Source organism: Acinetobacter sp. Tol 5 (assembly GCF_019702905.1).
In the GTDB taxonomy this organism is placed as follows: domain Bacteria; phylum Pseudomonadota; class Gammaproteobacteria; order Pseudomonadales; family Moraxellaceae; genus Acinetobacter; species Acinetobacter bereziniae.
In genome coordinates, this window is sequence record NZ_AP024708.1 from 2,436,158 (window position 1) to 2,449,310 (window position 13,153).

Annotated in this window: 17 protein-coding genes; 6 read left to right on the top strand and 11 right to left on the bottom strand. The window is 36.4% G+C overall.

Annotation, left to right across the window (positions count from 1 at the left end):
* Window positions 1-54: 54 nt before the first annotated feature.
* The 7 genes from TOL5_RS11395 to TOL5_RS11425 form a co-directional block, all read right to left on the bottom strand.
* The gene (locus tag TOL5_RS11395; RefSeq protein WP_009585016.1) at window positions 55-591 is read right to left on the bottom strand and encodes a hypothetical protein; all 537 of its coding nucleotides are present in this window, start codon (window positions 589-591) and stop codon (window positions 55-57) included.
* Between the two features lie 133 nt (window positions 592-724).
* Complete coding sequence (locus tag TOL5_RS11400) at window positions 725-1,081, bottom strand: hypothetical protein (protein WP_004830897.1); 357 nt, start codon at window positions 1,079-1,081, stop codon at window positions 725-727.
* A 111-nt stretch (window positions 1,082-1,192) separates the two neighbouring features.
* Window positions 1,193-2,134, bottom strand: coding sequence for a Dyp-type peroxidase (locus tag TOL5_RS11405; protein WP_004830898.1), 942 nt, complete (start codon window positions 2,132-2,134; stop codon window positions 1,193-1,195).
* A gap of 201 nt (window positions 2,135-2,335) precedes the next feature.
* Window positions 2,336-2,818: a DUF6678 family protein gene (locus TOL5_RS11410; RefSeq protein ID WP_151781521.1), complete on the bottom strand. Its 483-nt coding sequence runs from the start codon at window positions 2,816-2,818 to the stop codon at window positions 2,336-2,338.
* 42 nt (window positions 2,819-2,860) lie between these two features.
* Window positions 2,861-3,655, bottom strand: coding sequence for a glutathione S-transferase N-terminal domain-containing protein (locus TOL5_RS11415; protein WP_004830900.1), 795 nt, complete (start codon window positions 3,653-3,655; stop codon window positions 2,861-2,863).
* A gap of 43 nt (window positions 3,656-3,698) precedes the next feature.
* The gene (gene rraA, locus TOL5_RS11420; protein WP_004830901.1) at window positions 3,699-4,211 is read right to left on the bottom strand and encodes a ribonuclease E activity regulator RraA; all 513 of its coding nucleotides are present in this window, start codon (window positions 4,209-4,211) and stop codon (window positions 3,699-3,701) included.
* 15 nt (window positions 4,212-4,226) lie between these two features.
* On the bottom strand, window positions 4,227-4,889 hold the full coding sequence (locus tag TOL5_RS11425; RefSeq protein ID WP_009584994.1) for an NADH(P)-binding protein, PF13460 family: 663 nt from the start codon (window positions 4,887-4,889) through the stop codon (window positions 4,227-4,229).
* Between the two features lie 213 nt (window positions 4,890-5,102).
* Between TOL5_RS11425 and rpsT the strand changes: the two genes are divergently transcribed.
* The gene (gene rpsT / locus TOL5_RS11430) at window positions 5,103-5,369 is read left to right on the top strand and encodes a 30S ribosomal protein S20 (protein WP_004720657.1); all 267 of its coding nucleotides are present in this window, start codon (window positions 5,103-5,105) and stop codon (window positions 5,367-5,369) included.
* A 327-nt stretch (window positions 5,370-5,696) separates the two neighbouring features.
* Here rpsT and ispF read toward each other — a convergent pair whose 3' ends face one another.
* Window positions 5,697-6,191, bottom strand: a complete 495-nt coding sequence (ispF, locus tag TOL5_RS11435) for a 2-C-methyl-D-erythritol 2,4-cyclodiphosphate synthase (RefSeq protein ID WP_151781520.1) — start codon at window positions 6,189-6,191, stop codon at window positions 5,697-5,699.
* 102 nt (window positions 6,192-6,293) lie between these two features.
* Between ispF and TOL5_RS11440 the strand changes: the two genes are divergently transcribed.
* The 5 genes from TOL5_RS11440 (at window position 6,294) to TOL5_RS11460 (ending at window position 10,156) form a co-directional block, all read left to right on the top strand.
* Window positions 6,294-6,944 (top strand): hypothetical protein, encoded by a 651-nt coding sequence (locus TOL5_RS11440; RefSeq protein WP_151781519.1) that lies wholly within the window; start codon window positions 6,294-6,296, stop codon window positions 6,942-6,944.
* A 27-nt stretch (window positions 6,945-6,971) separates the two neighbouring features.
* A complete protein-coding gene (locus tag TOL5_RS11445; protein ID WP_151781518.1) occupies window positions 6,972-7,655 on the top strand; it encodes a hypothetical protein in 684 nt (227 codons plus the stop codon).
* 41 nt (window positions 7,656-7,696) lie between these two features.
* The gene (locus TOL5_RS11450) at window positions 7,697-8,335 is read left to right on the top strand and encodes a DUF4304 domain-containing protein (RefSeq protein WP_151781517.1); all 639 of its coding nucleotides are present in this window, start codon (window positions 7,697-7,699) and stop codon (window positions 8,333-8,335) included.
* A gap of 199 nt (window positions 8,336-8,534) precedes the next feature.
* Entirely contained in the window at window positions 8,535-9,575 is a 1,041-nt protein-coding gene (locus TOL5_RS11455) for a helix-turn-helix domain-containing protein (protein ID WP_139421089.1), read from the top strand.
* 38 nt (window positions 9,576-9,613) lie between these two features.
* A complete protein-coding gene (locus TOL5_RS11460; RefSeq protein ID WP_009584983.1) occupies window positions 9,614-10,156 on the top strand; it encodes a CbrC family protein in 543 nt (180 codons plus the stop codon).
* A gap of 56 nt (window positions 10,157-10,212) precedes the next feature.
* Here the strand turns inward: TOL5_RS11460 and TOL5_RS11465 are convergent, their stop codons facing one another.
* The 3 genes from TOL5_RS11465 to fba form a co-directional block, all read right to left on the bottom strand.
* Window positions 10,213-10,812: a GNAT family N-acetyltransferase gene (locus tag TOL5_RS11465; RefSeq protein WP_042087097.1), complete on the bottom strand. Its 600-nt coding sequence runs from the start codon at window positions 10,810-10,812 to the stop codon at window positions 10,213-10,215.
* Window positions 10,813-11,007: 195 nt separating this feature from the next.
* On the bottom strand, window positions 11,008-11,859 hold the full coding sequence (locus TOL5_RS11470) for a DMT family transporter (RefSeq protein WP_009585004.1): 852 nt from the start codon (window positions 11,857-11,859) through the stop codon (window positions 11,008-11,010).
* A 134-nt stretch (window positions 11,860-11,993) separates the two neighbouring features.
* Window positions 11,994-13,031 (bottom strand): class II fructose-bisphosphate aldolase, encoded by a 1,038-nt coding sequence (gene fba / locus TOL5_RS11475; protein ID WP_004830911.1) that lies wholly within the window; start codon window positions 13,029-13,031, stop codon window positions 11,994-11,996.
* Window positions 13,032-13,153: the final 122 nt, after the last annotated feature.

Here is a 13,153-nt window from a genome sequence, read left to right on the forward strand (position 1 = left end):
TGTATCGGGTCTAAAAGACATAAGTCATAGTTTAACATGATGACTTTGTTGAGTTCAGTGATTTTCTTTGTTCAATTTATTTGGCTGATGACTAAATACGACTAATTTCCCATCAGGATAAAACCCACGCCAACCACAAGGCAGACCGCCTGCATAATAAACCTGTAAAATCTCTTGCCAAATCGGTGGAAAATAGCCATTTGCATAACAATTAAAAATATAACCGATATCATGCATGATTAATTCGTGAGCTATTCCTATTCCATCAAATGTTGTCCACTTTTCAAGTAATCCATTCAAATTTTTTGTGAACAAATCGTAATAGTTATTTTGCTGTAATTGATAATCAATTCTTGAATTCAATTTCCAATCAAAATCTTCTGGAAACTGTGAGTCAATGACTGTTTCCCAATCTGTAAATTTCTCCCAACTATTGTCCGTTGCAAAATCCATCGCTAAGCTGATGTCTGAAGTAATAAAATAATCTTTATTCGATGTATAAGGTTGACTAAAAAAATTATCACCCTCTAGAAATTGAATAAATTCTCCAGCTAGCTCAACAACTTCAACCCAATTATTTGCAATTAACATTATCTACCTTTTCTGGTTCTTGTCATCATTAAAAAACTTTCCGCACATATTTCAAATCATTTATCTATATCTATGAATATACATTTTGCGAAAAGTTAATAATCGTCATGGAGCCTAACATTTATATAATGATTTATTTTTCTCTTTTAAATTCTTTATAGTAATCATTTAGTTTCCGAACAATTTCTTTAAACTGCTTTAGATTTTCTTCAGTATTGCCTAATCGAGCGACATAACGACCAGAGGCAATTTCTAAATCAATCTTTTCATTGATCAAGATTGCTTTATAAAACAGTGCCTGCAAATCATCAAAATTATTCAGTTTACGATTAGAAAAGTATTCAAGTCGTTCCGCCAATTCTGTATTTAAAACTATACCATCAACAACAAAACCATTTTCAGCATCAATTTGAATATGATGTTGTTGTAAAAAAGCTTGTTCCGCTGAGTTTCTATTGTTTTTAAATAAAGCTGCTATCTTCGTTAACATGTTTAAAACTCAACCCATAAACAATACAAACCAGTATCTTAACAAATTCAGCTAGAAATCGCTGTAAGAAGGACGTTTTCACGCCCTTCTTTGCTCATACCAATTAATGATTTATTCATCTCCCAAGTCATCTAAGAAATCTACGGTAGGTACAAAGAAAAGTGTTCCTGTTACAGCCGTACTAAAATCAAGCAGACGATCTAAATTTCCTTCATCATCCCCTTGAAACATATGCTCCAACATTTGTCGAGTGACGCTAAATTTTCGGGCATAACCAATAAAGAAAGTACCATATTCGTTCTTAGATGGATTGGAAAAAGGCATATTTGCACGCATGATTTTTAATTCATTGCCTTGTTCATCATGCGCCTTACTGACCACATTGTGTGCTGTTTTGGGTTTGACATCATCCCCCAACTCAACATCGTTAAACTTTTTCCGTCCAATCACTTTTTCTTGTTCTTCATCACTTAGCTCTCGCCACTTATCCATATCGTGCATATATTTTTGAATGAAGGCATAACTGCCACCTTTAAATAATGGATCTTCATTACCCACTAAAGCGTATTCTGCGGCAATTTCCGTTTCAGGATTTTCAGTACCATCCACAAAGCCAATAATCGCACGACCATCAAAATATCGAAAACCATTCACCTCATCAATCGGATAACTCACCTCTTTTAATTGCGTATTGATGATATCCGCCAGTTCAAAACATAATGCTTGGCGATTTGCACGGATATGAAAGAATAAGTCTCCATCAGTAGATACCGCAGTGTATTTAGGTCCTTGTATTTCTTTAAACGTCTCTAATTCTTGTGGCTTAGGGTGATTTGGAAATAAACAATCCCAAGCACGTGCACCAAATCCTAATACAGCACTAAATTGTTCATCAGGATAACGGTTGCTTAAACTACGTGTTAATGCAGAAAAGTTAGCTGCGAAATCAATCACCGTATCGACAACCTCAGCCCCTTGTTTTAAACCCAATACAATAAATAAAGCATTTTCTCCTGGGCGATTTATCACAGGTTGAATTCGAGTTAAAGTCATTCCAGTTCTCAAGTATATTTTATTAGTGACAATCTATCATAGACTGATTTTAAGCTTAAGTTTTATCCGTGTAATCATGATATTTTTCTATGGAATTGATGGTTTAGACAACAACAAAAAAGCATAGTTCACATATTTAAAAAACAAAAACAACTCGCTAATCACATAAGATGCTGATGAATGGTGTTTTCAATCCTTTTGCTATTGGTATGCATAAATCTTAAAACTACCGTTGTGTTCGTATTCCTGATACATCACATTCAAACTTTTCAAAATATTTCGAAATTGATCAGTCTGATCTAAAATTTTGTCAGCAATTAAATGTCCTTGATGTTCACTTAACATCGGTTTTACAATCAGATATTCAATACTGTTAAAAATAGGCATGCCTTCTTGATAAAATGGTTGCCAATCCCCAAAGTACCACGGGACTGTATTTAAGAATTGTGTTTCCGTATTTTGATCAATTGGATCTTTGAGCAGTTTCGTCATAAAAGCAGGTGGAAAATCCAAGCGATTGATGGCATCTAGAAGTCTGATCCATTTTGAATCACTCATATAGGATGCCAACTGTCGCTGCTGTACAATTTCTCGGATCTTCAAAACCTGCTTTTTATAATTAGAATCATTTTTCAATGCATCTATATGATACTGATATTCGATATAATTTTCAGGGATACCCACATTACACTCTTTACACAAAGCACCTTAAATCAGGTGCTTTAGTTATGTTAACTCGCCATATTGCTTTTGCAAATAATTCACAATTGACTCAGATTCAAACAATTTTGCGCCTGTATTTGGATCTTCCAAATAAGGTACCTGAATGTCCTGCTTAACTCTGCCCATAACAGGAACAATTTTTTCACGCTTTCCACCCTTTAGTGGTACATATTTACCTGGTTTTAAACGTAAAGCTGCTGGACCTTGGTCTTGCCAACATTCTTTTGCAACATTGTGGAATACAAATGGAATTTCCAGTTCTGTTAATACCCCCCGCACGATACGCGTGTATGGGCTTGCTTCAAAACCCCACAAGTCGAGTAATTTTTCAGGCGCAGCACGATCAATAATTTTTGGATTTACCCATACACCACGTGCGCCATTAATAACGGTTCCCACCAAAGCAACCACTGGATATTTCGGATAATGTGCGTATTTCTTTGGAGTTTTACCACTTTTACCATAATGTTTGAATAAGTAATCAATAATAGCCACTGATTCATACATGGCTGTTCCAGTATTTTCATCCACAAAATAAGGAAAACGTAACTTGCCACCATTTTCTTTGACAATCTTACGGTATTTATTTCCACCTTTAGGACATGGATAAACTTCATAGTCCAAGTTCAGCAAAGTTAGAACTTCTCGCACACGGCGGCAAAATGGAGAACCTTCAAACTCATAGAGCTTTAAGGCTTTTTGAGGTTGATTCGGAAATGCTGTTCCAGTCACTCCGCGTCCTCCAGCAGTCAGCGTTGAAGCTAATGCTTGTACAACTTTAATTTGATGATGCACCATTTTGCTACCCTCGAGCAGTCACTCTATATTTTTTATAGAGCGCCTATAAATCCAATAGTTTTTCTTTTGAAACCACAATTCCGTTGTTGTCTGCATAAACATAATCACCAGAATTAAAGCTTACACTGCCAAAATATAGTGGAAGATCAACTTCGCCTATGCCCTTACGATGACTTTTTTGCGGAATTGAAGCCAATGCATGCACCCCCAAATCAAGCTCAGCAAGGGCATCTACATCACGAACACAGCCATAAATAATGACGCCATTCCAGTGATGTTTTACCGCAGATTCAGCAATCATATCGCCCATTAATGCACAACGCATGGATGCACCGCCATCCACAACCAAGACTTTACCAGCGCCCTCTGTCGCCAATAACTCTTTTACACGAGAATTATCTTCAAAGCATTTCACTGTTACGATTTGACCGCCAAACGTTTTGCGTGCCCCATAACTTTTAAAGAACTTGCCATCTAATGAAGGGATCAGCGTTTGAATTTCTTTATCTGGATTGTCATCAAGTAAATCACAAGTTACAAAAGGTACTGTTGTCACGTTAGTTCTCCCTAATTAGGCATTTTGTATGTGTAAATTATCATAAATTTCAATTTTCTGAGTTTGCGTTTGTGCAGCCTCGACCATAGTATGAGCCACTTGCTGTGCTGTCACTGGCTTATATTTAAAAGAATTAGGTACCCAGTGTGAAAATCGTCTATAAAGCTTTTGTGACACATCCTCAAAAAATCTTTTTTCATTTCTTTCACCCAACAATAAAGATGGTCGAATAATTGAAAAGCGATATAAATCTAGTTTCTGAATATAGGTCTCAAGTTCACCCTTAACCCTGTTATAAAAAATTGGTGAACCCGCATTTGCGCCCATAGCACTGACTAAAATTAAATGTGTTTCTGTTGTTTCAAATAAATCTGCAAAGTGCGCATTAATTTCAAAATCAATATTGTAAAAAGCTTCTTTAGAGCCTGCTTTTTTGATGGTAGACCCTAAGCAACTAAAGGCATGACTATAGCCATTCACATCTTGATCATTTAATAACAGAAAATCCTCTAAGACGAATTGCTCAACTTTTTTGTATGGGTTAAATTCAGCAATTTGACGACGAACAATTACGGTAATTTTTTCACATTCTGCAAGCGAATTAAGTTGCTCAATTAAACATTGACCGACTAAACCTGTTGCTCCAATCACAATCGCATTTTTTATCGAATTAGTCATTTTTTAAACAATCTCCTAGATTTACTACTAATCTAACGTTTTATTTCAAATTTTTCTTCAACAAAAATGTTGTCAAAGCATGTCAAGACTTGACTTTGCCGACCTCTTTAATCACAATATGGCACTTGTTTACGGGCTGGTGATAATCCTCTGATGTTGGTTTTCAGATGTGATTTCAGCCCGCCCAGACCAATCTAATCAAGGAGTGCACGAGTGGCAAACTCTGCTCAAGCAAAAAAACGTGCTCGTCAAAACGTTAAAGCACGTAAACACAACGCAAGCTTGCGTTCTATGGTACGTACTTATATCAAACGCACAATCGCTGCAATCGCTACTGGTGAATATGCTGCTGCAACTGAAGCTTATAAAGCTGCGGTTCCAGTAATTGACCGTATGGCTGATAAAGGTATCATCCATAAAAACAAAGCTGCTCGTCATAAGAGCCGTTTAAATGCACAAGTTAAAGCTTTAGCTAACTAATTTATGCATGTAAAAAAAGCCCTTTACAGGGCTTTTTTTGTACCTAAAACTCAATAACTTACACAAGGTATCTACAATATTTTCGAATAAATCAAATGCACTTTATTTTTTTGAGATCATGTATTGACTATCTACTTATATAGCATTTAGGTCAATTAAATGTTCTTCAATAAATGCTTGTTGCTTTGCAGTGAACTTTGACATATTTCCTCCTGCAAAACTCAAGCCCCCACCTTATAAGCCATTTATCTAAATTAAAGCTTATTAGCTTTTCTATCTCTGAGAGCTATCACATTCTCTTTAAAAAAAGGCAATTATTATTTCTACTCACGCCTTAACATGATGTGAAATCAAAACTGTCGCTGTTGACAATATTCCTTCCTGACGCCCTGTAAAACCTAATTTTTCTGTGGTTGTTGCTTTCACACTAATTTGAGTTACTTCGACATCTAACACATCAGCGATACTTTGACGCATTTCCAAATTGTGCTTGGCTAATTTTGGACGCTCACAAGCAACCGTAATATCGGCATTATTCAACACATAGCCACGATCCAAAACCAATTGATAAACGTGTTTTAATAATTTTCGGCTATCTGCACCCTTAAATTCTGCATCCGTATCAGGAAAATGCTGCCCAATATCACCAAGTGCCAATGCGCCTAACAAGGCATCACACAATGCATGAAGTACCACATCACCGTCTGAGTGCGCTTTTAAACCGTGTGTATGGGGAATCTGGATACCAGCTAAAGTGACAAAATCACCCTCTTCAAATGCGTGTACATCCATTCCTTGCCCTATACGAATCGGTATGGTCATTTTCAACTCCCTTTATGCAGTTTTTAAGTTGTAAAAATCTTGTATTCGTACTTTCTCTTTCGCTATAGTACGTATGCAAACATTGTGAAAGTATAAGCGATCATGCTGTTGAATACAGAATTTAATCAAATTAAAACACTTTTATCTGGTCTCATTTTGAGCTGTATCAGCACGTCTGCTGTTTATGCACTCCCGATTGACTGCAAACATGAAGACTCTGCTTTATTAAAGAAACTGTGTAGTACATCCTACAAAGAACTTCGTGGTCAGCTTAATGAAAGTTACCTCACCACCTATCTGGTCACTGATGCGCCTGTACGCTTAGTCAATGATACCCATCAATTATGGCTTAACCGTTTAAGCCAATGTAAAACTTCAGATTGCCTCAAACAACAGTTTGATATTCGCCTTGAAGATTTAAACTTTTACACATCAATGAATCAAAGCCTTACACAGCACTTTATTAAATATGAACATGGAAAAATTGCAAAACAACCGATTCATTTGCAAATACACCAATTAAGTAAGGATCGCATTAAAGTTGAAGGGATTGCATACCGCAATCCCAATAATCGCAAAGAAGCTCAAACCGTTTCATTGCTGGCATATACGACCCCTGAAAAAAAGAATGAAATCTTAGACAACGAACACGACTGTAAATACACATTAAACTTCCAAAAAGCGATTTTATCTGTTTCCACACAACAAAAAGGTTGTGAACGTTTTAGTGGTATCTATCGCCTTTATGATTAGCAATTAAAACACGATCAGGAGAAAATAATGAATATAAAACTTGAGCTTGATCCAGAAAAATTAGCGATATTATCAAAATGCATACAAAGCTATGATGTGGGTTTAGACCAAGATGAATGGCCGAATAATATTCTTTCACGTTTTACCCAAGTCTATAATGATGGAACGATTACAAAACATCCAACACGTCTAAATCACATAATTGATGAGAACGAATTAGCGTTGTGCCAAAAGCTCAGTACTCAAATTGCCAAGATTATGGCAAATGTAGAAGTTGGCATGGGATCGAATTCTGGTGATTATTTTCAAGCATTTTATATCGCCTATGCAAATGGTTTAAGCAATAAGACAATTAGCGCTGAGCTCATTCAACACGCATTTGCCAATACGATTTTTCCGCTTGCAACAATTACGGTAGAACCATTCACTACGAATACAATATGGTGGAATGAAGTTGAACAAGATGGTGAAGGATCACCTGAAAGTTATTTTGAACCTTGGCAAAATATGCGAGCTTGGTTTACTCAACAACAAGATTTTATTGACTCCGCCTTTATCCGTATCGGTGATGCAACATTATTAGAGCAAATTGATGATAAAAACTATCCCAAAGGAACAGTGATTACGGGTTGTGTATTACCAAGGCTTGCCTTAGGTTTAACAGCCAATGGGAGCTTAATAGGGTTGTTTGGTTATGTTGTCCAAACTTAGTTTTTTCTAACATATTCAACCAAACTTGGGCGATATTTAACATGGATAAAAAATTTATTTCGCTACTATTACGTAATCAATTCTATCCACTTTTAAAAGCACAAGGCTTTACTAAAAAAGCTGATGTATTCTGGCAAGTGGATGGTGAAGTGATTCGAATTGTTGATATTCAGCATTTCAAAAAAAGACACTGTTTTCAAATTAATCTAGGCATACATCTTATTCCATTAGGTGAATATGTAATGGGTTGTACGGGGAGACGCTTAGAGTTTGAAAAAATGCGTGATTATGACTGCGCATGGCGTGGTTCAATTATTTCTGGTTTAGTGAATGACTATGATAATGATTGGTCATATACCCAATCAGAGCAAGATGCGATTCAAATGGTTGAATTTTTAGTTTCTGAATGGGATCGCCAAAGTCAGCTTTTTTTTGGAGAAATGGCACAATGGCCAGAAGATTTCATCAAAAAGGCAACACAGGCAATCAAAGAACCTTTACATCCAAGTGAAATGCGTACTTTATGCTATGTCTCTGCTGCTGCAGGTGATTTGGAACTGGTAAAAGATTTAGCAGAAGTTGCACTTCCCTCTGTCCCTGAGCGTGCAACATCCTTGAAAGCCCGTTTAGAAGCTTTCCTTCAAGACCCAAGTTTGGCTATTCCGCAAATCACCCAATGAATCTCTAAATTCAAACTCAGTGTTTATTCATCAAATTGAAATATTTGTTATATTTTCTAACAACTTTAAATATACGATTTAAATCATTACACTTTATTTCCCGCCCCATTTCACTTATATATAAGTATATATAAATAGTCTGATGACATATTTGTTGTAAATACCGAACACCAAATGATAGAGGATAAAAGGTGTTGCTATGGATTTGAACATGTATATCACCAATAAGTTTAAGAATTTCAATGAGTTTCTAGAAACTCATTGGCACGACTACCCCAATAAATACAAAGAGATTCAAACTTTACTTTTTTTTCAAGCTTACACCACCACCCCATTTTCTGATAAATTTGAAATCAACATTTACCAAGCTTTAAAATATCCAACACTTAGACATTATTTCCAACTAATTGAAAAATATATTAATACCCCGCCGAAACAACTTTTTCCAAGCTCATTTCATCGCCCTTATGAACACATTTTAAATGAATTAAAATACTTGAGTTTTTATCAGGATCCTTTTGAGGTTCATAAAAAATTAGAAAAAATCAGAGATACCTTCAATAAAATTTCCATTCCTGTTTTAAGCCATGACATTTATAGAGACATTTTGCAGCAACTTAGCGCGAGCTTTGAATATATTGCAGACCCCAAAGTTGCAAATGAGCTAAAAACCAAACTGATTTATCAATGGCAAGATATTCATAATTTAGAAACCGTAACGGCTTATAAATCATTAGAAAAAATTAAAAATACTTTAAAAAATTATCAACAGATTGCTCACTCTGACTTCTATTTGAATCTGATACAACTGGGTGAAAATCAAAGGGTCGAATTTAAAGAGCGCACTACAGATTTACTCACCAATCGTAAATCTGACAAATGGGTGAAAGCCTGTTTTGCCTTTATGAATACAAGAAATGGTTATGTGTTTATTGGGGTAGCTGATGATCTAAAAATCGTGGGGGTTGAACAGGAACTTGCTGAACATTTTAATGACTCACTTGATTTAATGAAAAGAAGTTTGATTGATAAACTTGCCCATGAAAGCAATAAAATCTCAAATATTTACACGACTTTGGAAGAAATACAGATTCAAGGAAAAACTATATTGGTGTTCAAATGTAATAAGTCCGATCGCCCTTTATACTATAAAGGTGAATTATTTATGCGAACCAATGGACAAACAACACGAGTCCCACCTGAACTTATCGAAAGTTTTCGTGTAGAATTTTATTGTTAGCCTCGTTACTTAAAACATTGATCGAGAAGAATTAAAATATGAATTATCCCCAGTTTAAATATCATCCCAATGCATACAAACTGAATCTGTTTGAAAAAGAAAATGGTATTTGTTCGATTTGCAATGAACAACGTGATTTAAAGTACGTATGTTCTTTCTATAGCGTAGATGAACCCGATTATATCTGTCCGTGGTGTATTGCCAATGGTGCAGCAGCACAAAAATATGATGGTGAATACAATGATTACTGTGGCATTGAAGGCGTTTCTTCAAACCCTGATGATGCATCCCCGAAAATCGATCCTGAATTTTTAAATGAAATCTGTACCCGAACACCAAGTTATCATAGTTGGCAACAAGAAGTTTGGTTGGTACACTGCAATGAGCCATGCCAGTTTATCGCTTATGCAGATAGTGAAATGCTTAAACCGATTTGGGAAGAAGTCCAAGCCGATATCGAAGAAAATGGTTATCCAGTAGAGCTTATCCAGGATCACCTCAGGATCGATGGTGATTTAACAGGTTATCTGTTTCAATGCCTTCATTGCCAACAACATCGCTTACATATCGATTGTAGTTAAAAAGAGAAATAAAACAGCATACTTGTGGCTCAATAAATAGTAATTTTATCAATCGCCTAGCGAGATAATAATTGAATCAAATGCTGTTTAATCTCTAGCCATTCTTCTTTCAAAATACTATACATCACCGTATCTCGAACAGAGCCATCTTTTCTTAGGGCATCTTGACGTAGAATACCATCCCGTTGAGCACCCAATCGTTCAATTGCTTTTTGACTCTTTACATTGCGTATATCTGTACGTAACGCAACTGAATTGGCGTGTAAAGTCTCAAAAGCATATTGAAGAAGTAAAAATTTACAACTGGTATTAATGTGGCTACGTTGAGCAGATTGGGCATACCAGGTATAACCAATCTCAACCCGACGTACATCCCAAACAAAATCTCTAAAACTGGTTGTACCGACGATACGATGTGTATGTTGATCTAAAACTACAAATGGAACACGTAAACCTTGTGACTTTTGCTCAAGCGCTTTAGCGATATAAGTCTGAATCTGCGTGTAATGTGGCACCGAAGTATATTCTAGCTGCCATAGTTTTCCATCTTTACATACCTCGATTAGCGCCTTTTCGTGCTCAACCTGCAATGGCAACAGCTGTACATGCGGTGTTTGCAAGGCTGCATAAAGCGGTGAAAAAATATCTTGATTCATAGCAGTTACACCGATGTAGAGGAAGCTCCCCTATTGTCCGCTATATTTTTGAATCTTTTATGATCAAAATATGAAGTTCTCATGACAACTTTTCAAACGAAGGCAAGAGATTATTTTTTAGACCATGATTCCACAACGCAATTCGTTAAAAATTTGAAAATTTAAAACGCTAAAGCCACAGGTTAATTTTAGAATCTAAATCGCCAACGCTAGGCAAATCACACCGAGTAAACCCAAAACTAAACCTAAAGCTGTAACAACTTTGAGTTTTTCTTTAAAAATTACCAAACCTGCCATCACCCCCATTAAGACCACCAAAATATTCATTCCAGCAAAAACAACTGCAGGAGAATCTTTGAGTAAAAGATGAGCTTTGACATACAATGCAATATTGGCAAAATTTAAAACGCCTAACACCAGTCCTGCACATAAATTTTGGATTTTCCATTGTGTCTTTTGAAGTACTAAATAGCCTATTGATAAGACAAAAGAACAGATAAACATCAGGGTGAGTGTGACTGGAAATTGAAGCCCCAAACTGGTTGTATATTTCAATAAAATATCAACTAAGGCATAGCCTCCCCATACACTGAGTAAGTACAGCATGCCCTTTTTATTAATAGATTGATTTGATGCATCCGAATGTGAAAGTACAATACATAAAACTGCAAAAATCCCTAAACCAATACCGATTATTTTTAATTGGTTGAACTGTTCTTGAAATAAAAAATATGCAGCCAAAAGTGATAAAACAACCGATAAACGCTGAGCGATTTCAGTTCTCAGTATTCCTGCACTTTGTAATGATTTAGACAAACAAAAGAAAATACTCGGTAATACAACCCCAAGCCCAACAATCAACCACCAAGGTGTATTTGAAATTGAAATATGCACCAAATCTGGCTTAAACCAAAGATAACTCAATAAACTTGCAATCGCATAATTCCAAGCAATCATCTGTAATGCATCAAAGCCTTTTTGTTTGGTAAATTTTAAAAGCATTGAGACCAACACACTACATAAAGCTGCTGAAAATATGAGTTCCATAATTGAGTTTCATCCGATCAGTTTGTTGGAGAAATTTTCGAAAAATTTATCCCAGAATAACGTTGTCTAACATTTAGCCAGCAAAAAGCCCACTACACTAGAGTGGGCTTTCTATGTTCAATCATCTTTAAAGATTATTTATAACGATCAACCATTTTTTCTAAAGAAATTGGGCGAATTTTGTCTGCATTACCCGCAGTACCAAATGCTGTGTAACGATCTACACAAATTTGTTTCATTGCTTCGACAGTTTCACCAAAGAATTTACGTGGATCAAATTCACTTGGTTTTTCAGCCATCATACGACGCATTGCACCTGTAGAAGCTAAACGTAAATCTGTATCAATATTGATTTTACGTACACCATGTTTGATGGCTTCAACCAATTGCTCAACAGGAACACCATAAGTTTCTTTGATGTCGCCGCCATATTGGTTAATCACAGCCAACCACTCTTGTGGTACAGAGCTTGAACCATGCATAACAAGGTGAGTATTTGGTAGTGCCGCATGAATTTCTTTAATACGGTCAATTGCTAAGATGTCGCCTGTAGGTGGACGTGTAAATTTGTAAGCACCATGCGAAGTACCAACAGCAATAGCTAAAGCATCAACATTAGTATCAGAGACAAATTGACGAGCTTCTTCAACAGAAGTTAGTAATTGAGAATGATCAAGAACGCCTTCAGCACCCACGCCATCTTCTTCGCCAGCCATACCTGTTTCAAGGCTACCTAAACAACCAATTTCACCTTCTACTGAAACACCACAAGCATGTGCCATTTCAACAGTACGGCGAGTTACATCGACATTATATTCATAAGAGGTTGGTGTTTTACCATCAGCACCCAATGAACCATCCATCATCACTGATGAAAAGCCTAGTTGGATTGAGCGTTGGCAAACGTCTGGGCTTGTACCATGATCTTGGTGCATCACCACTGGAATATGCGGCCACTCTTCGATCGCAGCTAGAATTAGATGACGTAAAAACGGTGCACCTGCATACTTACGCGCACCAGCAGAAGCTTGCACGATTACAGGCGAATTTGTTTCGTCAGCGGCTAACATAATTGCGCGCATTTGTTCTAAGTTGTTTACATTAAACGCTGGAACACCGTAGCTATGCTCACCGGCATGATCCAAGAGTTGGCGCAATGAAATAAGAGCCATAATATCCTCCCAAGTAATGCCCCATATTCTACATGCTGATTTATTTCAATTCAGCAACAATATTGACTATTTCATAAAAAATCCCCGCGTTTGCGAGGACTTTTAACAAATAACAACATTTA